This is a genomic window from Alsobacter sp. P4_H11 (assembly GCF_056400925.1).
Genome location: NZ_JBFUKI010000004.1, coordinates 167355 through 193586 on the forward strand (window position 1 = coordinate 167355; position 26232 = coordinate 193586).

Sequence of the window (26232 nt, forward strand, 5' to 3'; positions counted from 1 at the left end):
ACTGGAAGGCCCTCGTCCTTCGAGACACATCGCCAAGGGGCGATGTTCCTCAGGATGAGGGGATTGTTGATGCCCCGCCTCGCTTTTCACGCGCGGGACTTGCGCGCGTCCTTACGACAGCTTGCCGACAGCCTTTTCGAGCAGGGCCCAGGCCTCGTCGCCGTACTTGCCCTTCCACTCGGAGTAGAAGCCGGCGGAGCGGAGCTTTTCGCGGAAGGCGGCGGGGTCAGGCTGGTTGAAGGCGAGGCCCTTGCTTTCCAGGTCGCCCTTGAGGCCGGCGTTGAGCTTGGCGACGTCGACGCGCTCCAGCACGGCGGCGGCGTTCAGTTCGCGGGCCACAACGGCGCGGTCGGCCTCGGGCAGCTTCTCCCAGGCGCGGCGGTTGGCCAGCATGTGGAAGCCGTCCCACATGTGGTTGGTGAGCGAGCAGAACTTCTGCACCTCGTAGAGCTTGGCGGTGGAGATGATCGCCAGCGGGTTCTCCTGGCCGTCCACCACCTTGGTCTGCAGCGCCGAGTAGACCTCGCTGAAGTTGATGGAGGTCGGGGCCGAGTCGAAGGCCTTGTACATCGAGGTCCAGAGTGGGCTCACGGGCACGCGAATCTTGAAGTTCTTGAGGTCGTCCGGCGTCGTGATCGGCTTGTTGGACGAGGTCGTCTGGCGGAAGCCGTTGTCCCAGACCTTGTCCATCACGACCAGGCCGGACTTGCCGATCTGGCCGCGGACATAGTTGCCGAGGTCGCCGTCCATGGCCTTCCAGACCGTGTCGTAGTCAGGGAACGCGAAGCCGATGCCGTTGATCGAGGCGGCAGGCACCAGCGTCGACAGGATCAGGCCCGAGAGCGTGAAGAACTCGACGCCGCCGGAGCGCACCTGGCTCAGCATGTCGGTGTCGGAGCCGAGCTGGTTGTTCGGGAAGATCTGGATTTCGACTCGACCGCCTGTGCCGGCCTTGATCTTCTCGGCGGCTTCCTGGGCGCGAAGGTTGAGCGGGTGCGTGACCGGAAGATTGTTCGCGAACTTGTAGGTGAAGTCGGCCGCGGCGGCGCGCCCGATGATGCCGAACGTGCCGGCCGCGAAAGCGGCGCCTGTGGTTGCGAGCAGGTCGCGGCGGGTCAAACGTGCCATCTTGAGGTCTCTCCCGAGCCGGTGAGATGGCGTCCGCGGCAACGCTTTGCGTTTTCCGCAGAGGCGGCGCCTCCCACCCCGTGTTGCTTTTTGCGGCCTTTCGATGATCCATTCGGACCCGTCAAAGGGCGGCTCAATCTAAGCCGAAAGCACGTCCGGTCAATGTGAGTTCAACGGGGGAAGCGGCATGTCAGGGGAAAACCAGGCGATCCGGGGCGGAATCGCACGGGTGTCCAACCGGGTCATGAACCTGGCGCATCTGCTCGACCAGGCCGCCCGGCGCTTTCCCGACCGCGTCGGCTTCGTTTGGGGCGAGCGCTCCTGGACGTGGTCGCAGATGAGCGCCCGGGCCAAGGCGCTGTCCGCAGCGCTGGCCGAGCGGGGTGTCCAGAAGGGCGACCGCGTGCTGGTGCATTCCAAGAACGGCGAGGAGATGTGGATCTCGCTGTTCGCCACGCTGCGGCTCGGGGCCGTGTGGGTGCCGACCAATTTCCGGCTGATCCCCGACGAGGTCGCATATCTGGCGTCGGCCTCGGGCGCGAAGGTGTTTCTGTGCCATGCCGAATTCCCCGCCCATGCGGCGGCCGTGCAGGCGGCGTGCCCGGCGCTGGAACTGCTGGCGAGCTTCGGCGAGGCGCCGTTCGCGGAGGTCTCGGTCGGCGCCATGATCGCGCAGCACGACGGCGCCGCGGCGCCGCTCGCGGATGTCGAGTATAATGATCCGTGCTGGTTCTTCTTCACGTCGGGCACCACCGGCCGGCCCAAGGCGGCGGTGCTCACACATGGCCAGATGGCCTTCGTGATCACCAATCACCTCGCCGACCTGACGCCGGGCGCCTCCGAGAGCGACGCCGCGCTCGTGGTCGCGCCGCTGTCGCATGGCGCGGGCGTGCACCAACTCGTGCAGACCGCCCGGGCGGTGAAGACCGTGCTGTTGCCGGGCGACCGCTTCGACGCCGAGGAGGCCTGGCGGCTGATCGCCGAGCACCGGGTCGCCAACATGTTCACGGTGCCGACCATCCTGAAGATGCTGGTGGAGCACCCGGGCGTCGACCGGCACGACCATTCTTCGCTGCGCCACGTCATCTATGCGGGCGCGCCGATGTACCGCGAGGACCAGAAGGTCGCGCTGCGCAAGCTCGGCCCCGTGATCGTGCAATATTTCGGCCTCGGCGAAGTGACCGGCAACATCACGGTGCTGCCGGCGGCGCTGCACGAGGCCGAGGACGGGCCGAACCTGAAGCTCGGCACCTGCGGGTTCGAGCGCACCGGCATGCAGGTGCAGATCCAGGACGATGCGGGCGCGGAGGTTGCGTACGGGCAGACGGGCGAGATCTGCGTCTGTGGCCCGGCCGTGTTCGCGGGCTACTACGACAACCCGGACGCCAACGCCAAGGCGTTCCGCAACGGCTGGTTCCGCACGGGCGACCTCGGGGTCATGGACGCCGAGGGCTTCGTCTACATTACGGGCCGCCAATCCGACATGTACATCTCGGGCGGCTCCAACATCTATCCGCGCGAGGTGGAGGAGAAGATCCTCACCCACCCGGCGATCGCCGAAGTGGCGGTGCTGGGCGTGCCGGACCCGACCTGGGGCGAGATCGGCGTGGCCGTGTGCGTGCTGAAGCCCGGCGCGGCGTTGGCGGAGGGCGATCTCGTCGCCTGGATGGGAGACAAGATGGCGCGCTACAAGCTGCCTCGCCGGGTGTTCTTCTGGGAGGAGCTGCCGAAGTCCGGCTACGGCAAGATCACCAAGAAGATGGTGCGCGAGGAACTCGAGGCGCGCGGCCTGCTCGCGCCCGCCGGCGTCGCGCAGTGAGCGGCGTCATCAGGGCGCTGGCGCATCCCGGACCCGCGCCGGCTGAGCGCATCGACAGCCTCGCGGGGCGCGGGATCACCGTGTCCGGCGTGCTGGAGCCCGGGCTCTCGATCAACGAGGCGATAGCCCGGCTGATGGCGGGCGCGGGCATCCGGGGCGGGACGCTGGAGCTCTCCGGCGGCGCGCTGGCGCCGTTCACCTATGTTCGGCCGGCGCTCTCCACCGACGGGGTCCACGCCGCCTGGTACAGCGCTCCGTTCTCGCCCCCGGGCGTGACGCGGCTGGAGCGCGCCAACGTGACCTTCGGCACGCGCGACGGCGCGCCCTTCGTGCACGTGCACGGCGTCTGGGTGGAGGCCGACGGCCGGCGCACCGGCGGCCACATGATGCCGCACGACGCCATGGTGGCCGAGCCGATCGCCGCCACCGCGTGGGGGCTCGCCGAACACGGCATCGACGCCCGGGAGGACGCCGAGACGGCGTTCAAGATCTTTGGCCCGGTGGAGCTGGCCGACCCCGGCCCGCCCGGCCCAGGGCCGCGCCTCGCGCTCGCCCGCATGCGGCCCAACATCGACTTTTGCGGCGCGCTGGTCGCCCTGGCGCAGCGGCACGGCTTTGCGACCGCGCGGGTGCGCGGCAGCATCGGCAGCCTGATCCAGCCGCTCTATGCGGATGGGCATCGGGTCGGCGACATCGCCACCGAGATCTTCGTGGAGCGCGGTGTGGTGCGGCCCGGCGCGTCCGGCGCGCTGGAGGCGGAGGTCGACATCGTGCTGGTGGACACCAAGGGCGAAATCCACGCGGGCCGGCTCGTGCCCGGCGAGGCGCCCGTGTGCATCACGTTCGAGGTTGCGCTGGAGGAGGGCTGAGCATCGGCCCGCCGGCTCAAAAGCAAAACGCCCGGCTGAGCCGGGCGATTGTTCAGGCGAGACCCCCAAAGTCGGTCCAGCAGGGCGATTGTTGTTGTTGAGCCCTGTCGTTTATAGGCGCGCGGTCCGGCTCCAAGTCCTTCACCGGGCGCGGGTGATCAGGCCGGCCGGTTGGATTCGCTTGCCTTGTAATTAGGCGCAGATTCTCCGGAGATGTAAAGTGTAGCTCACGTTCGTGCTTTTCCTGACACGGGCTCCACAATTCGATCAGGTGTGCGGTGCAAAAATACTCTTTCGGTTGAGCCTGATAGGGAATCTTACCAAGAAGAACTGCAGACTGCTCGGACTGATGATCACAAAACGATCGCTGGTGTGAGTCGGCGCCCGTTTATTAGCCTCCCTCCCTTTCGGCTCCCCCGGTCCGTCATGGCGTTCGAAGCTCTCTCCGTCCAGCGCTCTCAGGTTTCGCTTCGTTTTCCGGGCGAGGAGGCGCTGCCGCCGTCGCGCCTGTTCCGCGCCTTGTTCGAGGCGGTGCAGTCGGCGCGGCTTTTCCCGGACAGCAAGACTTTCGCGGACTGCACGCCCCGCTCGGACCCGGCCGCCATCCTGGCCGCCTGGGAAGCCGAGCGCGGCGGCGACGACTTCGATCTCGCCGGCTTCGTGGCGGCGCATTTCATGCTGCCGCCCGCGTCCGAGACCGGCTTCATGACCGTGGCGGGCCGCGACGTGCCCGCCCATATCGACGCGCTCTGGCCGCTGCTGGAGCGTCATGCCGAGGCGCCCGCGCCCGGCTCCTCGCTGCTCGCGCTCGCCAGGCCCTACGTGGTGCCGGGCGGCCGCTTTGGCGAGATCTACTATTGGGACAGCTATTTCACGATGCTGGGCCTCGTCCGCAGCGGGCGCGAGGACCTCGCCGCCGCGATGGTGGAGAACTTCGCCCACCTGATCGAGACCTACGGCCACGTGCCCAACGGCAATCGCAGCTATTATCTCACCCGCTCGCAGCCGCCGTTCTTCGCCCTGATGGTGGCGCTGGTCGCCGGCCTGCGGGATCACGCCGAGACCTATCGCACCTATCTGCCGGCGCTGGAGGCCGAGTACGCGTTCTGGATGGCGGGCGCGGAGGATCTCGCGCCCGGGCATGCGCATCGCCGCGTCGTGCGGCTGGCGGACGGCGCCATCCTGAACCGTTACTGGGACGACCGCGCCACGCCCCGCGACGAGAGCTGGCGCGAGGACATGGAGACCGCCGAGGCCGCGCCCGGGCGCGAGCCCACGCAGGTCTGGCGCGACCTGCGCGCCGCGGCCGAGAGCGGCTGGGACTTTTCCAGCCGATGGCTGGAGCCGGGCGCCGGGCTGGAGACGATCCGCACCACCAGCATCGCGCCGATCGACCTGAACTGCCTCCTGCTGCAGCTCGAATCCACGCTGGGCGAAGCTTATGAATGGGCAGGCGAAACGCAGGCGGCCGCAGCCGTGAAGGACGCCGCCCGGCGCCGGCGCGACGCCATCCACGCGCATTTCTGGGATCCGCGGCAGGGCGTGTTCGGCGACCTCCTGTGGGAGAGGGGCCGCCACACCGGCGTGCTCAGCGCCGCGACCCTGTTTCCGCTGTTTCTCGGCTTCACGACGGGCGGGCGCGCCCGGGCGGTCGCCTCGGCCGTGCGGCGCGAGCTGCTGGCCCCCGGCGGGCTGGTGACGACGCGCGTCCGCTCCGGCGAGCAGTGGGACGAGCCCAATGGCTGGGCGCCCCTGCAGTGGATCGCGGTGGCGGGGCTGACGCAGTTCGACGAGCACGCCCTCGCGAACGAGATCGCGCGGCGCTGGATCGCCAAGGTCGGCCAGGTCTACGCGGCCACCGGCAAGCTGATGGAGAAATACGACGTCGTCAGCGAGGATCTCGCGGCCGGCGGCGGCGAATACCCCAACCAGGACGGCTTCGGCTGGACCAACGGCGTCACCCGCGAGCTGATGGCGCGCTACCCCGAACTCGCCGCGCAGGCCACGCCGGCGGCGGACGTGGCGAACGCGGGGCCGTAGTTCGCAGCGAGTGTCGATTGTTGACAATCGACCATCCTCGCCTAAGCTCCCCTGAGCAGGCGGCGCAATCTCGATCATCGAGCGCTCAATCAACAAAAAATGCACTGCGCCTCCCGGGAGCGAACCAGAGGAGAGTCGAAGTGAGGACACGAGGGTTCCGTCTCGCGCCGCCCGTGCTGGCGTTCCTGGTCCTGAGTCCTTGGGCGGTCGCGCAACAGGCGGCGCCCCCGGTCGGCGGCGTCCCGGCCGATTATTGCGACAGCACCTGTCGGGCCAAGAAGGCCAACCCCAAGCCCGAAGTCGTGTCGCCGACGGTCAGCCCCGATGGGCAGGTCACGGTGAAGATCTGGGCCCCCGAGGCTAAGAAGGTGGTGATCAGCGGCCTGGATCCGAAGCCGGCTTCCGCCAGAAAGGGCGACGACGGCGTCTGGATCTACACGTCGCCCAAGCTCAAGCCCGGCTACGAGAGTTATGCCGTGGAGGTGGATGGCCTGGGCATGCTCGACCCCAACAATCTCTCGGTCGTGGGTGGGCGCAACCGTTACGAGAACATGGTCGAGATTGGCGGAGGCGAAGAGTTCGCCCGCAACGACAAGGACATTCCTCACGGCGTCATCGCGGAGGTGTTCTACCGCGCGCCCGGCGTAGCGTTCGAGCGGCGCATGCGCGTCTACACGCCGCCGCGCTACAACCCGGCGGCCGAAACGCTGCCGACGCTGTACCTTCTGCACGGCGGCACGCAGTCCGAGGATCAGTGGCCCAAGCTCGGCCGCGCCGGATTCATCCTCGACAAACTCATCGCCGAAGGAAAAGCCAAGCGGATGATCATCGTGATGCCGGACGGCTACCTCGACGATTTCAAGGTTCCGTCCGGCGCCCTGCCGGAGTTGACCACCGCCGAAGTGGTCCAGGGCATCATGCCCTTCGTCGAGGCCAACTACTCGGTCTCCAAGGAGGCCAAGGATCGGGCCATCGCGGGGCTCTCGCGCGGGGCCGGGCAGATCGTCGACATCGTGCGGGCGGCGCCCGGCGACTTCGGCAATGTCGGCGTGTTCAGCTACTCACGGACGCGCGTGTCGCTGTTCCGCAAGGAGCTGGAGAGCATGACGGCCGACCAGTGGAAAACGCTGCGCGTCTCCATGGCGGGCGCCAAAGTGCTGTACTGGTCGGTCGGAACCGAGGACGCCGGCTACGGCGACAGCCAGGCGATTTGGTCGATGCTGAAGGCCAACAACATCGCGTTCACGACGGAGCCGAGACCGGGCAACCACGACTGGTGGGTCTGGCGGGCCAGCCTGCGCGATTTCGCGCAGAAAGCGTTCCAGTAGAGCCGCTTCGCCTCGCCGCCGCAGGGTGCTAACACTGGCCTTGCGGAAGGGGAGCCGCCGGGCGTGCGTATTCTGCTGGTCGAGGATTCGGAGGATCTGGGCGACGCCGTCGCGTCCAAGCTGCGGCTGTCGGGCCACGCGGTGGAGTGGGCGCGCGACGGCGATGCGGCCGCGGAGCTCGGACTCGGCGAAAGCTTCGACGCCATTCTGCTCGACATCAACCTGCCGGGCCGCGACGGCTTCGCGGTGCTGGCCTCCCTGCGGGCCGCGCGTATCGCCACGCCCGTGCTCGTGATGACGGCCCGGTCCGAGATCGACGACAAGATCGGCATCCTGGACCTCGGCGCCGACGACTACCTGGTGAAGCCCTTCGACCTGCGCGAGCTCGAAGCCCGGCTGCGCGCCCTGCTGCGGCGGCCCTCGGGCGCGGCCGCCAGCGCGGTGCGGATCGGCGATCTCGTGCTCGATCATGCGGCCGGCACCGCGCAGCTTGGCGCGCGGCCGCTGGAGCTGAGCCGGCGCGAGTTCCGGCTCTTGGAAATCCTCACCAGCCGGCTTGGGCAGGTGATCCCCAAGCAGCGGCTCATGGACCAGCTCTTCAGCCTCGAGGACGAGGTCTCCGAAAATGCGCTGGAGCTTTATGTCTCGCGCCTGCGCCGCAAGATGCACGGCGCGCCCCTCAGCATCGTCACCGTGAGAGGCGCCGGCTATGCGGCTCGTCCCCACGAGGCATAGCGGCTTCTCGATCGGCCGGCGGCTGCTGGCCGCCGCCACGGCGGCGCTCGCCGTCGCCACCGTCGCGTTGGTGGCAATTAGCGCCGTGTATTCGCGCCAGGCCGCCGACGCGGCGTTCGACCGGCTGCTCGCCGCCTCAGCGCTCTCCATCGCGGGCGCCGTGCAGGCCGAGGAGGGCAAGGTGGCCGTCGAGGTGCCGTTCGCGGCCCTGGCCATGCTGGGCTTCGCGGCCGAGGACCGCATCTTCTACGAGGTGCTGGACCCGGAAGGGCGGCCGGTGACGGGCTACGCCGACCTCGGCGAAGGGCTGCCGGCGGCCCGCTCGGCCGATCCGGTGTTCCAGAACCTCGCCTTCAGGGGCGACGAGATCCGCGTCGTCACGGTGGGCCGGCTCGTGTCGCTCGGCGATCGCGCCGGGTGGGTCACCGTGCGGGTCGGCGAAACGCGCGACGCGCGGGCGCTGCTCGCCTCCGAGCTGATCCAGCGCGCCGTGTGGCCGCTGCTGGCGCTGGCCGGCTTCGCGCTGCTGCTGGTGCATTTCGGCGTGAAGCGGGCGCTGCGGCCCTTGCGGGCGATCGAGCGCGAGCTGCGCGGCCGCGCGCCCAACGATCTCGCGCCGCTCGCCGCGCCCGTGCCGCACGAGGTCGAAGAGCTCGTGACCGCGCTGAACGATTTCATGGCGCGGCTCGCCAGCGTGTTCGGCCGGCTGAGTTCGCTGCTGGCCGACGCCGCCCACCAGGTGCGCACGCCCCTGGCTTCCCTGCGGGCGCAATCCGAGATCGCGCTGGAGGAAACCGACCCGGCGCGGCTGCGCGACAGGCTGGCGCGCATCCATGCCAACGCCGTGCAGGCGAGCCAGCTCGTCGGCCAGGTGCTGATGGACGCCACGCTCATTCACCGGCTGGAGAGCCGCGACGTCGCGCCAGCGCCGGTGGCCGGCATCGTCGAGGACGCGCTGAAGAGCCTCGATCCGGACGCGGCCGGGCGCATCCGCACCAGTCTCGATCCGGCCGCCGCCGGCGCGGTGATCTCGGGCGATCGCATCGCGCTCCGCGAAATGCTGAAGAACCTCGTCGAAAACGCCCTGCTGCACGCGCCCGAAGGCCTCATCGAGGTGGCGGTGAGCCAGCCCGGGCCCGGGCGCGTCGCCATCGCGGTGCTGGATCGCGGCCCCGGCATCCCGGATGACGAGAAGGCGCTGGTGTTGCAGCGGTTCAGGCGAGGCAAGCTCGCCCGCGAGGGCACGGGCTCCGGGCTCGGGCTTTCCATCGTCGACCAGGTGGCGCGCGGCCATGGCGGCGCGCTGTTGCTGCAGGATCGGCCCGGCGGCGGGCTCCACGCGTCCGTGACGCTGGAAGCGGAGGCCGCGCCGGCGCGCTCGGCGCTTATGGGCGGGATCGCGGCGCTGCTGGCGATCGGCGCGGTGCTGGCTCCCTTGGCGGGCGCTCGGGCCGCCGAGCCGCAGGTCCACGCTTTCGGAGAGGGCGGCGGCCGGCCGCTCGTGATCGCCGGCACCACTGACGCGGCGCAGTTCGCGCCGCTGATCGAGGATTATCGCGCCGCGCATGCGGGGCAGGGCGTCGTCTACCTGGAGCTCGACACGGGCGAACTGCAGGAGCGCTTTCTGGCCGGGTCACTACAGCCCAAACCCGACCTGCTGGTCAGCTCGGCCATCGACCTGCAGGTGAAGCTCGCCAATGACGGGCTGGCGCTGGCGCATGAATCCGCCTTCACGCGGGCGCTGCCCTCCTGGGCGCGGTGGCGCAACGAGGTGTTCGGCTTCACGTTCGAGCCCGCCGTGATCGTCTACAACCCCGACCTCGTGCCCGAGGCGCCGCGCTCGCGTTCGGCCTGGGTGCAGCTGCTGGACCGCAATCCCGAGCGCTTCCGCGGCAAGGTCGCGACCTACGACATCGTCAAGAGCGGCGTCGGCCACCTGCTGGCCGCCCAGGACGCGCAGGTGTCCTCCCTGTTCTGGCGCGTCGCCAGCGCGCTGGGCGGCGCGGGCGCGCAGCTCCTGTGCTGCACCGGCGAGATGATCGACAAGGTCGAGCGCGGCGAACTCGCGATGGCGTACAACGCGCTCGGCTCCTACGCGCTGGCGCGCCGGGCGGCCGGCGCCCGCATCGGGGTGGTGACGCCGAGCGACTACACGCTGGTTTTGAGCCGCGTGATGCTGATCCCGCGCAGCGCTCCGCATCCCGAACTCGCCCGCGCCTTCGTGGATTACACGCTCTCGCCCCGCGGCCAGGCCGTGGTGGCGGGCGCCGCCGGCCTCGGCGCCATCCTGGGCGAGGGCCCCGGCACCGCCGCCGCCATCGCCGAGCAGGCGAGGGGGCCTTTGCAGCCCATCACGATCGGACCATGGTTGCTGGCGTTCCTGGACCAGCAACGAAGGTCGCGCTTCCTGCAAAGCTGGCTGCAGATCGTCTCGCCGAATTGAGGATCGGCGGGGTCCTTCTCCCTCCGGGAGAAGATGTCAGCGAAGCTGACGGATGAGGGCCTGGCGTCAACACGGACCCGCTAGGCCCTCATCCGGCCTTTCAGGCCACCTTCTCCCGAGGGGAGAAGGCGCAAGTTCCCTATCACGAGCGTGTCACCCGCCCACCTTCCGCCGCGTCCAATGCGCGAACGCGTAGGCGAGGGCGTCGAAGCGGCGGCGGTCGTTGACTTCGGGGCGGCGCCAGTCGCCGGCCGTGCCGGCGTTCTGCTGCACGAGCAGCGGGAAGCTCTGGCCGCCGAGCGACACCGTGCCTTCCAGGAAGTCGCTTTCCGCGCCGCCGCCGCCACCGCGGCCACGACCTACGGCAGGGCCGGCCGGGGGCGTCATCGAGATGCCGGTGAGCTGGACATAGAGCACCGGCGCGCGGCGGTCGCGCGTGATGCGGCCGGCGAATTCCCGCGAGAGCTGCTGGTGCACGGCGGCGCCGAGCGCCTCCGCGAAGCCGTTCAGGCCCTTGGCCTCGAGCGGCCGGATGTCCACCGAGATGCCGCTGATCGTCGGCCCGCCGGCCATCTGGGCCAGCACGGGCGAGGATGCGACGACGCCGGCCGCGAGCGCGGATGCGCCCAGGCCCAGAACCGCGCGACGATCAAACGAACGCGACATCCACGATTTCATAGCTCTTGCCTCCACCAGGCGTGTTGACCTCGACCGAGTCACCGGTCTTCTTGCCGATCAACGCGCGAGCGATGGGGGAAGTTATGCTCACCCGTCCAGATTTCACGTCGGCCTCGGATTCGCCGACGATCTGGTAAGTCTTGGTCTCGTCCGTGTCCTCGTCAATGAGCTTCACGGTGGCGCCGAATTTAATCGTCCCGCCGGACAGTTTGCTGATGTCGATGATCTCGGCGCGCGACAACTTGTCCTCGAGCTCGGCGATCCGGCCCTCGTTCAGGGACTGCTGTTCCTTGGCGGCGTGATATTCGGCGTTTTCCGAAAGATCGCCATGGGAGCGCGCTTCCGCGATCGCCTGGATGATGCGCGGGCGCTCGACCTGCTGGCGGTGCTTCAGCTCATCCTCGAGGGACTTGTAACCCGAGGGGGTCAGCGGAATCTTTTCCATCACTGCTTCCGTTCGATCAGAAAATCCGAAAAAGCCGCCGTCCCGACGCTCCCTTTCAAGAGCCCGGACGACGGCGGATCACTTTCGGACGATGAGGTCCGCCTTTGGCGAACCTCAGCCCCGGGCCGTGAAGTAGTCCTGCAACGCGCGAACCCGAAGATCGCCGCCCGCGTAGGCCTTGATCCCCTGCGCCGCAGCCACGGCTCCCGCTAGCGTGGTGTAATACGGCACCTTATGCAAGAGGGCCGCTCGGCGGAGGGACCGCGAGTCCACCAGCGCCTGCTTGCCCTCGGTGGTGTTGAACACCAGCTGGATCTCGCCGTTCTTGATGGCGTCGACCACGTGCGGGCGGCCTTCCAGCACCTTGTTGATCTTCGCCGCATGGACGCCGTGCTCCTCCAGGAAGCGCTGCGTGCCCGAGGTGGCGATGATCTTGAAGCCGAGATCGGCCAGCGTCCGCATGGTCTCGACGATGCGGGGCTTGTGGTCCTCGCGCACCGACACGAACACCGCGCCGGCCTTGGGCACCGAGGCGCCGCCGCCGAGCTGGCTCTTGGCGAAGGCGATGCCGAAGGAGCTGTCGAGGCCGATGACCTCGCCGGTGGAGCGCATCTCCGGCCCGAGCAGCACGTCGACGCCCGGGAAGCGCGCGAACGGGAACACGGCCTCCTTCACGCCAATATGGGCGAGCTGCTTCGGCTGGAGGCCGAAGCTCGCCAGGCTCTCGCCCGCCATGATGCGCGACGCGATCTTGGCGATCGGCTCGCCGATCACCTTGGCGACGAACGGCACCGTCCGGGACGCGCGGGGGTTCACCTCCAGCACGTAGATGTCGCCGTCCTTCAGCGCGTACTGGACGTTCATGAGGCCGCCGACGTCCAGCGCCAGCGCGAGCTCGCGGGTCTGCCGCTCCAGCTCGGCGATGGTCTCGGGCTTCAGCGAGTGGGGCGGCAACGTGCAGGCGCTGTCGCCCGAGTGGATGCCGGCCTCCTCGATGTGCTCCATGATGCCCGCGATGTAGACGTCCTTACCATCGCAGAGCGCGTCGACGTCGACCTCGATCGCGTCCGTCAGGTAGCGATCGAACAGCAGCGGGTTCTTGCCCAGCACCGTGTTGATCTGGCCGGTCTTGTCGTTGGGGTAGCGGGCCTTGATGTCGTTGGGCACCAGCTCGGGCAGCGTGCCGAGCAGGTATTTGTCGAACATGGCCTCGTCATGGATGATCTCCATGGCGCGGCCGCCGAGCACGTAGGACGGGCGCACCACCAGCGGCAGGCCGAGGTCCTGCATGATCAGGCGGCTCTGCTCCACCGAATACGCGATGCCGTTCTGCGGCTGCTTGAGGCCGAGCTTGTCCAGCAGGCGCTTGAAGCGGTCGCGGTCCTCGGCGAGGTCGATCGCTTCCGGCGAGGTGCCGAGGATCGGGATGCCGGCCTGCTCCAGCGCCTTGGCGAGCTTCAGTGGGGTCTGGCCGCCGAACTGCACGATGACGCCGACGAGCGTGCCGTTCTGCTTCTCCTTGAGCAGGATCTCGGTGACGTCCTCGGCCGTGAGCGGCTCGAAATAGAGCCGGTCGGAGGTGTCGTAGTCGGTCGAGACCGTCTCGGGATTGCAGTTGACCATGATGGTCTCGAAGCCGGCCTCGCTGAGCGCGAAGCAGGCGTGGCAGCAGCAATAGTCGAACTCGATGCCCTGGCCGATGCGGTTGGGCCCGCCGCCCAGGATCACGATCTTCTTGCGGTCGGTAGGCTGCGCCTCGTCCGCGAAGACGCCCGCGAAAGGCGGCGCGTAGGTGGAGTACATGTAGGCGGTGGGCGACGCGAACTCGGCCGCGCAGGTGTCGATGCGCTTGAACACCGGCCGCACCTCGAGCGCGCGGCGGCGCTTGGAGACTTCCGCCTCGGAGAGCTTGGCCAGCACGGCCAGCCGCGCATCCGAGAAGCCCATGGACTTCAGCTGCCGGAACGCGCCGGGCGTGGTCGGCAGGCCGAGCGCGCGGACCTTGTTCTCGGTCTCGACCAGCGACCAGAGCTGCTCCAGGAACCAGCGGTCGATCTTGCAGGCCTGGTAGATCTGCTCGACGTCAAAGCCGTAGCGCATGGCCTGGACGACCTGCAGCAGCCGGTCCGGCGTCGGCGTGCCGAGCGCGGCCCGGATGGCGTTCTTGTCGTCGCCGAGGCCCAGCCCCTCGATCTCGATCTCGTCGAGGCCGGTGAGGCCCGTCTCCAGCGAGCGCAGCGCCTTCTGGAGCGATTCCTGGAAGGTGCGGCCGATCGCCATGGCCTCGCCGACCGACTTCATGGAAGTCGTCAGCGTCTTCTCGGCGCCCGGAAATTTCTCGAAGGCGAAGCGCGGGATCTTGGTGACCACGTAGTCGATGGTCGGCTCGAAGGAGGCCGGCGTGGCCCCGCCCGTGATGTCGTTGGCGATCTCGTCCAGCGTGTAGCCGACGGCCAGCTTTGCCGCGACCTTGGCGATAGGGAAGCCGGTGGCCTTGGAGGCCAGCGCCGAGGACCGCGACACACGCGGGTTCATCTCGATCACGATCATGCGGCCGGTGTCGGGATCCACGGCGAACTGCACGTTGGAGCCGCCCGTCTCGACGCCGATCTCGCGCAGCACCGCCAGCGAGGCGTCGCGCATGCGCTGGTATTCCTTGTCGGTGAGCGTCAGCGCGGGCGCGATGGTGATCGAATCGCCCGTGTGGACGCCCATCGGGTCGATGTTCTCGATGGAGCAGATGATGATGCAGTTGTCCGCGCGGTCGCGGACCACCTCCATCTCGTATTCCTTCCAGCCGAGCACGCTCTCTTCGACCAGCACCTCGTTGGTGGGCGAGGCGTCGATGCCGCGCTCGATGATCTCGATGAACTCGGCCTTGTTGTACGCGATGCCGCCGCCGGTGCCGCCCATCGTGAAGGAGGGCCGGATGATGGCCGGCAGGCCGATGTCGGCCAGCGCCTCCAGCGCGCCCGCCAGCGTCTTGATCTGGTGCGAGCGGGGCGTATCCAGCCCGATCTTCGTCATGGCGTCGCGGAAGAGCTCGCGATCCTCGGCCTTGTCGATGGCCTCCGCGGTGGCGCCGATCATCTCGACGTCGAACTTCTCCAGCACGCCGAGCTTCTTCAGCGAGAGCGCGCAGTTCAGCGCCGTCTGGCCGCCCATGGTGGGCAGCAGCGCGAAGCCGCCCGGAACCGCGTAGCGCTCCTTCTCGATGATCTTGGCCACCACCTCGGCGGTGATCGGCTCCACATAGGTTCGGTGCGCCATGTCCGGGTCGGTCATGATCGTGGCCGGGTTCGAATTCACCAGCACGATCCGGTAGCCCTCTTCCTTGAGGGCCTTCACGGCCTGCGTGCCGGAATAATCGAATTCGCAGGCCTGTCCGATGACGATGGGGCCCGCGCCGATGATCAGGATGGTGGAGATGTCTGTCCGCTTTGGCATGTCGCTCTTCGTCAGGGCTATGCGCCAGCCGGAAATCCGCCTGGACGCGCGCACAAAAAAAGGCCGCGCTGTCGGCCATCAACACGGCCGGAGCGCGTCCTCGCGGGAACCTGGATCAGGTTTCGGGCGGGGACGCCGGTTATCGAGACTTCCCGCCGAAAGTCGGGTGTCCTTAGACGAGAATCGAAGCCGTGGGAAGCGGAAACGCGGCTTGGGCTGTGGAGGACGCGCTCGCGAGCGGGTTGACCGCATGGGGCCGGAGGCCCACAAGCCCGCCATGTCCGCACCGCAGCCGCCCGCCTCCGCCCTGAAGCGCCAGTTCTCCGCCTTCGCGGGCGTCGGGCTGGTTTCGGCCGTGGCCCATTACGGCGTGCTGGTCGCCCTCGTGGAGGGCGCGGGCGCGCCCGTGGTGGCCGCCACGCTGGCCGGCTATGTGGCGGGCGGCGTGGTGTCCTACGCGCTGAACCGCCGCTTTGCGTTCCGCAGCAACCGCCCGCATGGCGAGGCGACGTGGCGGTTCGCGCTGGTGGCGGCGGTGGGCTTCGTGCTCACCGGCCTCGCGATGGGCCTGCTGCACGGGCGCTGGGACATCCCCTATCTGCTTGCGCAGGTCATCACCACGGGCTGCGTGATGCTCTGGAGCTTTGCGGCCAACCGGTGGTGGACATTCCAGGGTCACCGGGAGATTCCTCCCGCTCCGCTGTGAAGCAAGGCACAGATCAGGCGCAGTGGATCGTGCACACTCGATTGCGGGGCGTCACGGCTTGAGCCGCACACCGCGCGAGGGTGGAATGAGTACTGCCGACTTGATGCTGGCGCTCTTCAGCTTCTTCAATTTTCTGCGTGTCTTTTCTTACGTGCCGCAAATCATCAAGGTCGCGCGCGACGAGCACGGGGCATCCGCCATCTCGTACAGCACCTGGGCGATGTGGACCTGCGCCAACGGCTCGACGCTGGGTTATGCGGCCGTGAACCTGCACGACCCGTGGCTCGCCTTCATCTCGGGCGTCAACACGGCGGGCTGCGCCATCGTGATCGCGCTCACGATGGTGAAGCGCCGCCAGCACCGCGAGCGCCTGGAAGCTCGCGCGAGCGCCTAGTCCGGCCGGGTCGCCACGAAGCACATGCGGGCCTGGTTGTGGCCGATGTTGGGGCGGCGGCGCTCGGCGTCGAAGCCGGCGTTCTCAAGGATCGTCAGCATGGCGTTCTCGTCATAGGTGGAGAGGCCGAGCTCGGCCCGGAGCTTGCGGTAATCCGACAGCGCGGTGCGGACGAGGCCGGCGCCGGCGGCCAGCAGGAAACCGCCCTCGTAGCCGAAGCGCAGCAACGCGGCCGCGTCCGTCACCGGGTTCACGTCCGGCGGGATCACGTCGCCCAACACGAGGTGGCCGCCGGGACGCAAGAGGCGGTTCCACTGCGCGAGCAGCCGGTCGAGCTCGGGGCGCGGCAGGTATTGCAGCAGCGAGTTGACCACCACGATGTCGAGCGACCCCGGGGCCAGCGCGTCGACCTCCTCGGGGGAGAGCGCCTCGATGGCCGTATCGCCGGCATACCGCGCGCGCACCCCCGCCAGCACGCCTGGCGCGGCGTCCGAGAGGATCAACCGTGAGGCGACCGCCGCCACGACCCTGGCCTCCGAAGCCTCGCCGCAGCCGAAATCGAGCACAATCGGCTTTCGGCCCGGCGGCGAGAGCTCGCGCACCAGCGCAGCGACGTCGCGCGCCACCATGCGGCCATGCAGCAGCTTGTGTCGCTCGTTGACGTAGAGCGCGTGATCGCCGTCGAAGAACTCGCGCCAGGACATCGCCATTCAGCCTTCCCCTCGCGGCGAAGGATGGGCCGCCGATGGTTGTACGCCGATTGTAACCGGCTGGAAGAACAAGGAAAGCGGCCCGGCGCTTCGGCGGTTCAGCGTTTCTTTCGGCGCGGCGAAAGGCTGTCGATATAGGCCACCAGACTGTCGACCTCCTCGACCGAGAAGTTGAACTCCGGCATGCCCGCGTCCTCGTGGCCGACCATGATGCCCTCGGCGAGCGCTTCCTGCAGCGATGAGATCGGGTAGCGCTCGGACAATGTCCGAAAGGGCGGGGCGGCGGCGTTGCGGCTCTGGCCGCTTCGTCCCACCGCATGGCAAGGCCCGCAATTGGCCTGCGCGATCGCGGCGCCGCGCTTGAGGCTGGCGGCGTCGGCCGGGAGGACGGCCAGGGCCGCTCCCGCAGCCGCGAGGCACATCGACAGCAGCTTCATCGCAACCTCCCAAACGCTGCGCGAGGGGCGGCAGCGTGAATCGGGGGGATCACGATGGTGCAGCGCCCAGCCCGCGAGGGCAAGGCGCGAAGGCGTTCAACGCTTGTTGGCGTCGATCATCTCGACGAAGCGATCAAACAGGTAGTGGCTGTCCTGCGGGCCAGGCGAGGCTTCCGGGTGGTGCTGCACCGAGAAGGCCGGGCGGTCCGTGAGCGCGATGCCGCAGTTCGAGCCGTCGAACAGGGAGACGTGCGTCTCCTTGGCGTTGGCCGGCAGGCTGTCACGGTCCACCGCGAAGCCGTGATTCATGGAGACGATCTCGACCTTGTCGGTCGTGAAGTCCTTCACCGGGTGGTTCGCGCCATGGTGGCCCTGGTGCATCTTGGCGGTCTTGCCGCCCACGGCCAGCGCCAGCATCTGGTGGCCGAGGCAGATGCCGAAGGTCGGCATCTTCTGGTCCAGCAATTCGCGGATCACCGGGACCGAATACTCGCCGGTCGCGGCCGGGTCGCCCGGGCCATTGGACAGGAACACGCCATCCGGCTTCAGCGCCAGCACGTCCTCGGCGGTGGCGGTGGCGGGCACCACCGTAACCTTGCAGCCGCGGTCGGCCAGCAGGCGCAGGATGTTGCGCTTCACGCCGTAATCGATGGCGACCACGTGCCGGGTCGGGTTCTCCTGGAGGCCGAAGCCTTCGCCCCACTTCCAGCTCTTCTCGTCCCATGTGTAGCGCTGCGCGGCCATCACCATTGGGACGAGGTCGAGCCCGTCCATGGAGGGCAGGGCGGCGGCTTCGCGCTTCAGCGCCTCGACGTCGAACACGCCGTCCGGCGCATGCGCGATCACGGCGTTGGGCATGCCCTTCTCGCGGATCAGCGCCGTCAACGCCCTTGTGTCGATCCCCGCCAGGCCGACGATGCCGCGGCTCTTTAGCCAGGCGTCGAAGTGGCGGGCGGCGCGCCAGTTGGACGGGTCCGTGATGGCGGTGTGCAGGATGGCCCCGCGCACGCCCGAATTGGCCGCCATGTTGACGGTCTCGACGTCCTCGTCGTTCACCCCGACATTGCCAATGTGCGGGAACGTGAAGGTGATGATCTGGCCCGCATAGGACGGGTCGGTCAGGATCTCCTGATAGCCCGTCATGGCGGTGTTGAAGCAGACCTCGCCGACGGCCGAGCCCTCGGCGCCGGCGCCGAAGCCTTCCAGCACGGTGCCGTCCGCCAGCACGAGAAGCGCCGTGGCGCGGGGCTCCGCCCAGCCGCCGTGATCCGTCGCGCCCTGGGCCTGCCCGGGGGCCTGATCTTGAAGCGTCGCCATTTTCGTCCTAAGTCCTGCCGCCCGGACGCGGAACTCTTCGCCGCGCCTGGGAGCGTTGCACATCCGTCGCACGCTCGCGGCCCGGGTCCTTGGGACCCGAGCGCCGGACCGGCAAACTAGGGGGACGGGCGCGCGGCGTCAACCGGAAAGCATTCCGGAATTCACAACCGCTTTCAGTGACTTAACGATTCCGCCGCACTGCCGACGAATCTGCCGAAGACGAATCGGGCAGGACGGGCGAAAGCCTCAACCAGGAAAGACGATCGCCATGCGCGAGCAATTCACCACTGCGCTGAAAGAGGCCATGAAGGCGGGCGACAAGCGCCGGATCTCCACCGTGCGGCTGATCACGGCCGCCCTGAAGGATCGCGACATCGAGGCGCGCACCGCCGGCAAGGAGCCGCTCGGCGACGAGGAGATCCTCGGCCTGCTGCAGAAGATGATCAAGCAGCGCCAGGAATCGCAGAAGATCTACCAGGACAACGCCCGCCCCGAGCTCGCCGAGCAGGAGGGGGAGGAGATCGCCATCATCATGTCGTTCATGCCCAAGCAGATGGACGACGCCGAGGTCTCCGGCGCCATCGACGGCGCCATCGCGGAGACCGGCGCGGCCGGCATGAAGGACATGGGCAAGGTCATGGCCGCCCTGAAGGAGCGCTACGCCGGCAAGATGGACTTCGGCAAGGCCAGCGCGGCCATCAAGGCGAAGCTGCAGGGCTGAGTGGCAGGAGGGGGCAGGCGCCGGCCACAACCGGCGTTTGCTGATCGGGCGCGGTCGCGGCGAATCTGATCTTGGATCAGCGCTGACTCTGTGGAAAGCGGGGATGACTAAGCAGTGCGCTTCGTCCGGCGCGACTCCTCCATGAAGCGCCGCAGCACGGCGTTCATCCGCTTCTGGTAACCAGGCCCAGCCTCCTGAAAGAACGTGAGGACGTCCTCGTCAACGCGAATGGAAATCGGACGCTTCTTGACGAGCGGCGGCATCCACTCGGCTGTAGACCAGTCGACGTCTTCAAAATCAGTGAAGTCCCGGTCGCCTGACGAAGCGCGATCCACGTCGTTATCCGAAAGGCGTTCCACCCTGGCGAAATCGGAGCGCGCCTCCTGAAGGTTGATGTGACCAGCCGCCGAGCGAAGCACCGCGCGACCGTCACTCAGGGTCCCGAGATATTCGACTGTGTCGTCGATACGCTTCCCGTTCATAAGTCCTCGCTTTCCGCGCAGAGATGATCCGAACGGCTTCTTCCCTGACGGTGTAGACGACGGCAATCAGTGTACCCTCTGGAAGTGGCCCGAGAGCAAGCCAGCGCACTTCTTCGTCTCGATCAGACCGGATTGCTAATGTCCAACCACTTAGAACTGCGGCCGCTTCTGTGAAGTGGATCCCATGCTTTTCTAAATTGCTCGCGCATTTCTGCGCATCCCAGGTGAAGACGAGGGCCATTCCAAATTCCTTTTAGGCCACCAAAAAACGGACACGTGGATGTTCATGGCTCCGTCCCAAATCTGTCTTCTGCCCTGGTCGCTGGGGTTTTCCTCTGCCGTGAAAACTCCGCAGCATGCAAACGTATATACAGGTCGGCTTCATGGGGCAACATCTATCGCGCAGAGCTGCAATTCGGCTACACAGATCCCGATGAAATTCCCGCCCGGCCTCCTCGATGAGATCCGCGCGCGGCTTCCGGTTTCGGAGGTCGTGGGCAAGCGCGTGCGCCTTCAGAAGGCCGGGCGCGAGTGGAAGGGGCTGTCGCCCTTTAACGCAGAGCGCTCGCCGTCGTTCTTCGTGAACGACCAGAAGGGCTTCTTTCACGATTTCTCGTCCGGCAAGCACGGCGACATCTTCGCTTTCGTGATGGAAACGGAAGGCGTGGCTTTTCCGGAGGCGGTTGAGCGCTTGGCCGGGCAGGCGGGCGTCGCCTTGCCCAAGATTTCGCGCGAGGCCGAGGAGCAGGAGCGCAAGGTCCGGGGCCTCAACGAGGTCATGCAACTCGCGGCCGATTTCTATCGCTCGCAGCTGGAAGGCCGGGTCGGCGCCAAGGCGCGGGCCTATTGCGAGAACCGGGGGCTCGGCCCGGACGTGCGCGAGCGCTTCGGCCTCGGCTATTCGAGCGCCGAGCGGCACGGGTTGCGCGATCATCTAGCCGGAAAAGGCGTCGGCGTCGACGCCATGATCGAGACCGGGCTGCTGGTGCATGGCGACGACGTCGCGGTGCCCTTCGACCGGTTTCGCGACCGGCTGATGTTTCCGATCTGGGATATCCGCGGCCGCGCCATCGCGTTCGGCGGGCGCGCCCTCCAGGCCGACGTGCCGGCCAAGTATCTGAACAGCCCGGAGACGTCGCTCTTCCACAAGGGCGCGGTGCTCTACAACCATCACAACGCCCGCAAGGCCGCGCATGAGCGCGGGACCGTGATCGCGGTGGAGGGTTACGTCGACGTGATCGCGATGAGCGTGGCGGGCTTCCCGCACGCCGTCGCGCCGCTCGGCACCGCGCTGACGCCCGACCAGCTCACGCTGCTCTGGCGCATGACGGACGAGCCGATCCTGTGCTTTGACGGGGACAAGGCGGGCCAGCGCGCGGCTTACCGGGCGATCGAGGTCGCGCTCCCGCTCCTGGAGCCGGGCAAGTCCCTGCGCTTCGCGCTCCTGCCCGAGGGCCAGGACCCGGACGACCTGGCGCGCTCGGGCGGCGGGCCCGCCATCGCGCGGGTGCTGGAAGGCGCGCTGCCGATGGCGGAGGTGCTCTGGCGCCGGGAGACGGAGGCGGGCCCGCTCGACACGCCCGAGCGCAAGGCCATGCTGGAGCGGCGCATCCGCACGCTGCTGGCGGGCGTGCGCGACGAGGACCTGCGCCGGCACTACCGCGCCGAGATGGACGCGCGCATGCGCGAGCTGACGCCGCGCGGCGGCGGCTACGGGGCCGGGCGCCCGGGCGGCGCCTACGGGGGAGCGCGGCCTGGCGCAGGCGCGCCCGCGCGAGGGGGCCAGCGCCGGGGCGACCCGCGCCGGGGCGGGTTCGGGTCCGAGCCCATGCGGGCGTCCGAGAGCCTGGCGCGCAGCCCCCTGTTCTCGCAGGCGCCCACGGTCTCGCCGCGCGAGGCCCTGATCCTGCTCGCGCTCGCAGCGCACCGCATGCTGCTGGCCACGCAGGCGGAGGCGCTGGGCGAGCTCGACCTCGCGCACCCGGACACCAACCGCCTGCGGCAGGCGCTGGTGGACATCGACGCGCACCTTGAGCGGGGGTCCGCCACGGACGTGCGCGCCGCCCTGGAGGCGCAAGGCCTGGGCCCGCTGCTGGCGCGCCTGGAGGCGGCCGTCCGCCCCGGCGACCGGTGGTGCCTTGACTCTTCGGCCGATCCCGACGAAGTCAGGGAAAGCCTTCGTCAGGCCACGACCTTGCATCACAAGGCGCGGACGCTACATAAGGAACTCGGATTGGCCGAAATGGCGTTCGCCCAGGACGAGAGCGAGGCCAGCCTCGCCTGGATCCGGGATCTCCGATTGCAGCTGTCCACCATCGACGGGATGGAAGCCGAAATCGAGAAGCTCGGGCGCGGCGACGATCCGCTTGCGGCGAACGACTGAGGCTGCCGGCCCAGATATCCCACGCGTTCCGGCGGAGCGCGAGCCGGGAAATGTGCGCTGGGGCACGACGGACGCCGGAGCGTCGCGGGTAGGTTAAGGGTGACTTAAACGATTCGCGAGTTTGATCCGGATTGCATGTGGCGTGGGCGGAAGGGCTGCGGTCCTTTCCGCCCTGCATTGCGTTGATAGAGGCCCGCGGCGAGCGGGACAGGCTTGGAGCGACCGGGCATGGCGACAAAAACGACAGAGAAGAACGAGGGCGACGTGGCTGATGCGCCGCAGGTCGACAGCCCGCTTCTCGACCTGACCGACCAGGCCGTCAAGCGGATGATCAAGCTCGCCAAAAAGCGCGGGTATGTGACGCACGACGAACTGAACGAGGTTCTGCCTCCGGATCAGAACACCTCGGACCAGATCGAAGACATCTTCGCGATGCTCAACGACATGGGCATCAACGTGGTGGATTCCGAGGAGGCCGACAGCGAGCGCACCGAGGGCGGCGAAGGCGCCGCCGCGGCCGACGACGACGACGAGCCGGGCGGCGACCTCGTGGAGGCCGCGCCGCGCGCCGTGGTGGCGCGCGCCGAAAAGGCCGAGCCGACCGACCGCACGGACGATCCGGTGCGCATGTACCTGCGCGAGATGGGCTCTGTGGAGCTCCTGTCCCGCGAAGGCGAGATCGCGATCGCCAAGCGCATCGAGGCCGGCCGCGAGGCCATGATCGCGGGTCTCTGCGAGAGCCCGCTGACCTTCCAGGCCATCATCATCTGGCGTGACGAGCTCATGGAGGCCAAGGTCCTCCTGCGCGACATCATCGACCTCGAGGCCACCTATGCGGGCCCCGAAGGCAAGCACGGACCCAAGCCGGAAGGCGAGGGCGGCGAGGTCGTGGACGGCATCGCGCCGCCGCAGCCGGAGGCCCGCGCCGAGGGCGAGGAAGCGCCGATCCCCGAGGGCGACCTCGAGGAAGACGACATGGAGAACAACGTCTCCCTGTCGGCCATGGAGGCGGAGCTGAAGCCGAAGGTTCTCGAAACCTTCGACCGCATCGCGGACGCCTACAAGAAGCTCGGCCGCCTGCAGGACCAGAACGTCGAGTCCAAGCTCCAGAACACGACGCTCTCGCCGGCCCAGGAGCGGAAGTACAAGAAGCTCAAGGAAGAGATCGTCACCGACGTGAAGTCGTTGTCGCTCAACCAGAACCGCATCGACGCGCTGGTGGAGCAGCTCTACGACATCAACAAGCGGCTGATCAGCCTCGAAGGCCGGCTCATGCGCCTGGCCGAGAGCTATCGCGTGTCGCGCGAGGACTTCCTGAAGAACTACCAGGGCTCGGAGCTGGACCCCAAGTGGGTGCTGCGCGTGTCGAAGCTCGGCACCCGCGGCTGGAAGGAGCTGATCGCGTCCGAGAAGGACACCATCAAGGACATCCGCCAGGAGATCCACACGCTGGCGGCCGACACCCGGATGGAGATCCAGGAGTTCCGCAAGCTCGTCCACATGGTGCAGAAGGGCGAGCGCGAGGCCCGGCAGGCGAAGAAGGAAATGGTCGAGGCCAACCTGCGCCTCGTCATCTCGATCGCCAAGAAGTACACGAACCGCGGCCTGCAGTTCCTGGACCTGATCCAGGAGGGCAACATCGGCCTGATGAAGGCCGTGGACAAGTTCGAGTACCGCCGCGGCTACAAGTTCTCGACCTACGCCACCTGGTGGATCCGGCAGGCGATCACCCGCTCGATCGCCGACCAGGCCCGCACCATCCGCATCCCGGTGCACATGATCGAGACGATCAACAAGATCGTCCGCACGTCGCGCCAGATGCTGCACGAGATCGGCCGCGAGCCGACCCCGGAGGAGCTGGCTGAAAAGCTCGCCATGCCGCTCGAGAAGGTGCGCAAGGTGCTGAAGATCGCCAAGGAGCCGATCTCGCTCGAAACGCCGATCGGCGACGAGGAAGATTCGCATCTCGGCGACTTCATCGAGGACAAGAACGCGATCCTGCCGATCGACGCCGCGATCCAGTCGAACCTGCGCGAGACCACCACGCGCGTGCTGGCCTCGCTCACGCCGCGCGAGGAGCGCGTGCTGCGCATGCGCTTCGGCATCGGCATGAACACCGACCACACGCTGGAGGAAGTCGGCCAGCAGTTCTCGGTGACGCGCGAGCGCATCCGCCAGATCGAGGCGAAGGCGCTGCGCAAGCTCAAGCACCCGAGCCGCAGCCGCAAGCTGCGCAGCTTCCTGGACAACTGAGCCGCACGCGCCTCGAACGGACAGCAAAAAGCCCGCCTAAAGGCGGGCTTTTTCGTGGGTGGGGCCGAAGACTGTCCATCCAACCCTCACACCCCTCGTCCTGAGAGCCTGGCCGATACGTCCCTCAACGCCCCTCATCCTTCGAGACGCAGGCCGAAGACGGCCTGCTCCTCAGGATGAGGGTATCGAGGGTGTCGAACGACTTTCCGGCCAGGCTGAGGAGCCATGCGGCTTCGCATGGCGTCTCGGAGGACAAGGGGATCGTCGCCGTGAGAGGGGAGACTAGGCAGCCTGCGAAGGGCCACAAAAGCAAACCGCCACGGTCAGGGGCGAAGCGCGTACATCCGGCGACTTCGAGCCCATAGCGTGGCGGCGATCCGACGGCGGAGCCTTGCAGCTCCACGCCATCGTCTGATCCCTAGATGGCGATGCGCGCGCCGATTGCAAGGGGCGCCGCTCCACCATCGCGTCGCCGCCATTGGGGCCGACAATCGGGCCGGTCGCCGGAACGACCGTCTCTTGGCGCGCGTTCCCACGGCTCTCGCCCTTGCGGCGGGACACGAACGACGTGAAGCCCAGGGAGAACCACGATGCGCATGATCATTCTGGCGAGCGCGCTCGCCTGCCTGCCGATGGCGGCACAGGCCCAGAGCGACGGCCGCGATTGGGACCGCCGCGGCGACTGGATGCAGCAGTCGGGCAGCCGGGGCGACTGGCGCGGCCAATCCAACCAGGGAAGCTACGACGACCAGGACGACGACGATCATGAGCAGTCGCACGACAACCGCAGCGCCTGGCGGGACGGCGGCGAGCGGCGCGGGCAAGACATGCGTGGAAACGACATGCGCGGGCAGGGTCGCGCCGAGGGCGGCCGCGGCATGATGCAGGGCGGCATGATGCACGGCGACATGATGCACGGCGACATGGGCCGCATGCATGGCGAGATGATGCGCCGCATGGGCGGGGCCAGCTTCATGCTGCGCGCCGGCGACGTGCGGCTCGCGGTGCGCTGCAACCCGTCCGAGAGCATGAAGGCCTGCGTGGACGCCGCCACGAGCCTGATGGACCAGGCCAAGACGCTCTCGTCGGGCGGATCGAGCAGCCGCAGCTCCGGCTCGAGCGAGCCGACGAGCCCGTCGGCCGGCGGAGCGGTGGGCCCCGGCTCGACGGCGCCCAGCACGGCGCCGAAGACGCCCTGAGCGTCGGCTGGGGCGTAGCGTCGCGCCGGGGACCTATCGGCAAGGTCATGCGTTGACTCCGCAATCGACAATAACAGGAGCAATCCATGAGCTTGGCTCTTCCGCGCACGTCGCTGACGATGATTTTCGCCGCCGCCACGCTGGCCGGCGCCTCCATGATCGGGGCGCAGCCGGCCGCGGCGGCCCCTGTCGCCGCCGCCCCGATCGCCCAGTCCGCGCCTGACGGCGGCCTCGCCACGCAGGTTCAGTGGCGCCGTTACGGCGGCTATCGCAGCTATGGCGGCTATCGTGGCGGCTACTATGGCCGTGGTGGTTACGGCCCGCGCTACGGCTACTACCGCCGCGGCAACAACTGGGGCGGCGCGGCCGCGGCCGGCATCGCCGGCCTGGCGACCGGCGCCATCATCGGCGGCGTGCTCTCGCAGCCGCGCACCACCTATGTGGAGCCCGGCTACGGCTACGGCGCGGTGGACGCCGGCGGCTCGGACTACTGCGCCCAGCGCTTCCGGTCCTACGACCCGGCCAGCGGCACCTATCTGGGCTACGACGGCCTGCGCCACTCCTGCCCGTGATGGGTGAAAAGCGACATCGGAAAGGCCCGCTTCGGCGGGCCTTTTTCGTGCGCGGTCTTTTTCGAGAGCCACCCGCAACGCCGCAGCGCCTCGCCGTCATTGCGAGCCGGAGGCGAAGCAACCCAG

General features: G+C 68.2%; 22 protein-coding genes. 13 read left to right on the plus strand and 9 right to left on the minus strand.

Annotated elements, in window-relative coordinates:
• Positions 1-111 precede the first annotated feature (111 nt).
• Entirely contained in the window at positions 112-1128 is a 1017-nt protein-coding gene (locus AC1DSZ_RS08555; protein ID WP_476837955.1) for a TRAP transporter substrate-binding protein, read from the minus strand.
• 187 nt (positions 1129-1315) lie between these two features.
• Between AC1DSZ_RS08555 and AC1DSZ_RS08560 the strand changes: the two genes are divergently transcribed.
• The 6 genes from AC1DSZ_RS08560 (at position 1316) to AC1DSZ_RS08585 (ending at position 10362) form a co-directional block, all read left to right on the plus strand.
• Complete coding sequence (locus tag AC1DSZ_RS08560; protein WP_476837956.1) at positions 1316-2947, plus strand: acyl-CoA synthetase; 1632 nt, start codon at positions 1316-1318, stop codon at positions 2945-2947.
• Positions 2944-3816: a PPC domain-containing DNA-binding protein gene (locus tag AC1DSZ_RS08565; protein WP_476837957.1), complete on the plus strand. Its 873-nt coding sequence runs from the start codon at positions 2944-2946 to the stop codon at positions 3814-3816. Before AC1DSZ_RS08560 ends, AC1DSZ_RS08565 begins: the two co-directional genes overlap by 4 nt.
• A gap of 426 nt (positions 3817-4242) precedes the next feature.
• Positions 4243-5856, plus strand: coding sequence for an alpha,alpha-trehalase TreF (gene treF / locus AC1DSZ_RS08570; protein WP_476837958.1), 1614 nt, complete (start codon positions 4243-4245; stop codon positions 5854-5856).
• Positions 5857-5996: 140 nt separating this feature from the next.
• The gene (locus AC1DSZ_RS08575) at positions 5997-7184 is read left to right on the plus strand and encodes an alpha/beta hydrolase-fold protein (protein ID WP_476837959.1); all 1188 of its coding nucleotides are present in this window, start codon (positions 5997-5999) and stop codon (positions 7182-7184) included.
• Positions 7185-7247: 63 nt separating this feature from the next.
• Entirely contained in the window at positions 7248-7919 is a 672-nt protein-coding gene (locus AC1DSZ_RS08580; RefSeq protein WP_476837960.1) for a response regulator transcription factor, read from the plus strand.
• Positions 7894-10362 (plus strand): sensor histidine kinase, encoded by a 2469-nt coding sequence (locus AC1DSZ_RS08585; protein ID WP_476837961.1) that lies wholly within the window; start codon positions 7894-7896, stop codon positions 10360-10362. The genes AC1DSZ_RS08580 and AC1DSZ_RS08585 overlap by 26 nt, the downstream gene beginning before the upstream one ends.
• Positions 10363-10515: 153 nt before the next feature.
• Here the strand turns inward: AC1DSZ_RS08585 and AC1DSZ_RS08590 are convergent, their stop codons facing one another.
• The 3 genes from AC1DSZ_RS08590 to carB all read right to left on the minus strand — a co-directional run bounded on the left by AC1DSZ_RS08590 (position 10516) and on the right by carB (position 14932).
• Entirely contained in the window at positions 10516-11028 is a 513-nt protein-coding gene (locus AC1DSZ_RS08590; protein ID WP_476837962.1) for a hypothetical protein, read from the minus strand.
• Complete coding sequence (greA, locus tag AC1DSZ_RS08595; RefSeq protein WP_188519190.1) at positions 11012-11485, minus strand: transcription elongation factor GreA; 474 nt, start codon at positions 11483-11485, stop codon at positions 11012-11014. The genes AC1DSZ_RS08590 and greA overlap by 17 nt, the downstream gene beginning before the upstream one ends.
• A gap of 114 nt (positions 11486-11599) precedes the next feature.
• A complete protein-coding gene (gene carB, locus AC1DSZ_RS08600; protein WP_476837963.1) occupies positions 11600-14932 on the minus strand; it encodes a carbamoyl-phosphate synthase large subunit in 3333 nt (1110 codons plus the stop codon).
• Between the two features lie 277 nt (positions 14933-15209).
• Between carB and AC1DSZ_RS08605 the strand changes: the two genes are divergently transcribed.
• Complete coding sequence (locus AC1DSZ_RS08605; RefSeq protein ID WP_476837964.1) at positions 15210-15638, plus strand: GtrA family protein; 429 nt, start codon at positions 15210-15212, stop codon at positions 15636-15638.
• Between the two features lie 85 nt (positions 15639-15723).
• On the plus strand, positions 15724-16032 hold the full coding sequence (locus AC1DSZ_RS08610) for a hypothetical protein (RefSeq protein ID WP_476837965.1): 309 nt from the start codon (positions 15724-15726) through the stop codon (positions 16030-16032).
• Here the strand turns inward: AC1DSZ_RS08610 and AC1DSZ_RS08615 are convergent.
• From AC1DSZ_RS08615 to carA, 3 genes are all read right to left on the minus strand, one after another.
• A complete protein-coding gene (locus tag AC1DSZ_RS08615) occupies positions 16029-16742 on the minus strand; it encodes a class I SAM-dependent methyltransferase (RefSeq protein WP_476837966.1) in 714 nt (237 codons plus the stop codon). The genes AC1DSZ_RS08610 and AC1DSZ_RS08615 overlap by 4 nt on opposite strands.
• Positions 16743-16840: 98 nt before the next feature.
• Positions 16841-17179: a c-type cytochrome gene (locus tag AC1DSZ_RS08620; RefSeq protein ID WP_476837967.1), complete on the minus strand. Its 339-nt coding sequence runs from the start codon at positions 17177-17179 to the stop codon at positions 16841-16843.
• A 96-nt stretch (positions 17180-17275) separates the two neighbouring features.
• On the minus strand, positions 17276-18496 hold the full coding sequence (gene carA, locus AC1DSZ_RS08625; protein ID WP_476837968.1) for a glutamine-hydrolyzing carbamoyl-phosphate synthase small subunit: 1221 nt from the start codon (positions 18494-18496) through the stop codon (positions 17276-17278).
• A 268-nt stretch (positions 18497-18764) separates the two neighbouring features.
• On the opposite strand from carA, the gene AC1DSZ_RS08630 reads away from it, so the two are divergent.
• On the plus strand, positions 18765-19217 hold the full coding sequence (locus AC1DSZ_RS08630; protein WP_476837969.1) for a GatB/YqeY domain-containing protein: 453 nt from the start codon (positions 18765-18767) through the stop codon (positions 19215-19217).
• Positions 19218-19324: 107 nt separating this feature from the next.
• Here the strand turns inward: AC1DSZ_RS08630 and AC1DSZ_RS08635 are convergent, their stop codons facing one another.
• Together AC1DSZ_RS08635 and AC1DSZ_RS08640 are read right to left on the minus strand one after the other, a co-directional pair.
• A complete protein-coding gene (locus AC1DSZ_RS08635) occupies positions 19325-19699 on the minus strand; it encodes a BrnA antitoxin family protein (protein WP_476837970.1) in 375 nt (124 codons plus the stop codon).
• The gene (locus tag AC1DSZ_RS08640; protein ID WP_476837971.1) at positions 19647-19940 is read right to left on the minus strand and encodes a BrnT family toxin; all 294 of its coding nucleotides are present in this window, start codon (positions 19938-19940) and stop codon (positions 19647-19649) included. The genes AC1DSZ_RS08635 and AC1DSZ_RS08640 overlap by 53 nt, the downstream gene beginning before the upstream one ends.
• 192 nt (positions 19941-20132) lie before the next feature.
• Here AC1DSZ_RS08640 and dnaG point away from each other — a divergent pair, with 192 nt between their 5' ends.
• From dnaG to AC1DSZ_RS08660, 4 genes are all read left to right on the plus strand, one after another.
• Complete coding sequence (gene dnaG / locus AC1DSZ_RS08645; protein WP_476837972.1) at positions 20133-22082, plus strand: DNA primase; 1950 nt, start codon at positions 20133-20135, stop codon at positions 22080-22082.
• 228 nt (positions 22083-22310) lie between these two features.
• On the plus strand, positions 22311-24335 hold the full coding sequence (gene rpoD / locus AC1DSZ_RS08650) for an RNA polymerase sigma factor RpoD (RefSeq protein ID WP_476837973.1): 2025 nt from the start codon (positions 22311-22313) through the stop codon (positions 24333-24335).
• A gap of 590 nt (positions 24336-24925) precedes the next feature.
• Positions 24926-25534 carry a hypothetical protein gene (locus AC1DSZ_RS08655; RefSeq protein WP_476837974.1) on the plus strand — a complete coding sequence of 203 codons (609 nt, stop codon included), beginning with the start codon at positions 24926-24928 and terminating at the stop codon, positions 25532-25534.
• An 86-nt stretch (positions 25535-25620) separates the two neighbouring features.
• Positions 25621-26106: a BA14K family protein gene (locus AC1DSZ_RS08660; protein ID WP_476837975.1), complete on the plus strand. Its 486-nt coding sequence runs from the start codon at positions 25621-25623 to the stop codon at positions 26104-26106.
• Positions 26107-26232 lie beyond the last annotated feature (126 nt).

Coding starts and splice junctions, on each gene's coding strand:
- AC1DSZ_RS08605 (WP_476837964.1), top strand. CDS start 15,210: ATGTCCGCACCGCAGCCGCCCGCCTCCGCCCTGAAGCGCCAGTTCTCC.
- AC1DSZ_RS08555 (WP_476837955.1), bottom strand. CDS start 1,128: ATGGCACGTTTGACCCGCCGCGACCTGCTCGCAACCACAGGCGCCGCT.
- AC1DSZ_RS08660 (WP_476837975.1), top strand. CDS start 25,621: ATGAGCTTGGCTCTTCCGCGCACGTCGCTGACGATGATTTTCGCCGCC.
- AC1DSZ_RS08635 (WP_476837970.1), bottom strand. CDS start 19,699: ATGAACGGGAAGCGTATCGACGACACAGTCGAATATCTCGGGACCCTG.
- treF (WP_476837958.1), top strand. CDS start 4,243: ATGGCGTTCGAAGCTCTCTCCGTCCAGCGCTCTCAGGTTTCGCTTCGT.
- AC1DSZ_RS08615 (WP_476837966.1), bottom strand. CDS start 16,742: ATGGCGATGTCCTGGCGCGAGTTCTTCGACGGCGATCACGCGCTCTAC.
- AC1DSZ_RS08620 (WP_476837967.1), bottom strand. CDS start 17,179: ATGAAGCTGCTGTCGATGTGCCTCGCGGCTGCGGGAGCGGCCCTGGCC.
- AC1DSZ_RS08585 (WP_476837961.1), top strand. CDS start 7,894: ATGCGGCTCGTCCCCACGAGGCATAGCGGCTTCTCGATCGGCCGGCGG.
- carA (WP_476837968.1), bottom strand. CDS start 18,496: ATGGCGACGCTTCAAGATCAGGCCCCCGGGCAGGCCCAGGGCGCGACG.
- rpoD (WP_476837973.1), top strand. CDS start 22,311: ATGGCGACAAAAACGACAGAGAAGAACGAGGGCGACGTGGCTGATGCG.
- AC1DSZ_RS08590 (WP_476837962.1), bottom strand. CDS start 11,028: ATGTCGCGTTCGTTTGATCGTCGCGCGGTTCTGGGCCTGGGCGCATCC.
- AC1DSZ_RS08610 (WP_476837965.1), top strand. CDS start 15,724: ATGAGTACTGCCGACTTGATGCTGGCGCTCTTCAGCTTCTTCAATTTT.
- greA (WP_188519190.1), bottom strand. CDS start 11,485: ATGGAAAAGATTCCGCTGACCCCCTCGGGTTACAAGTCCCTCGAGGAT.
- carB (WP_476837963.1), bottom strand. CDS start 14,932: ATGCCAAAGCGGACAGACATCTCCACCATCCTGATCATCGGCGCGGGC.
- AC1DSZ_RS08630 (WP_476837969.1), top strand. CDS start 18,765: ATGCGCGAGCAATTCACCACTGCGCTGAAAGAGGCCATGAAGGCGGGC.
- dnaG (WP_476837972.1), top strand. CDS start 20,133: ATGAAATTCCCGCCCGGCCTCCTCGATGAGATCCGCGCGCGGCTTCCG.
- AC1DSZ_RS08560 (WP_476837956.1), top strand. CDS start 1,316: ATGTCAGGGGAAAACCAGGCGATCCGGGGCGGAATCGCACGGGTGTCC.
- AC1DSZ_RS08640 (WP_476837971.1), bottom strand. CDS start 19,940: ATGGCCCTCGTCTTCACCTGGGATGCGCAGAAATGCGCGAGCAATTTA.
- AC1DSZ_RS08655 (WP_476837974.1), top strand. CDS start 24,926: ATGCGCATGATCATTCTGGCGAGCGCGCTCGCCTGCCTGCCGATGGCG.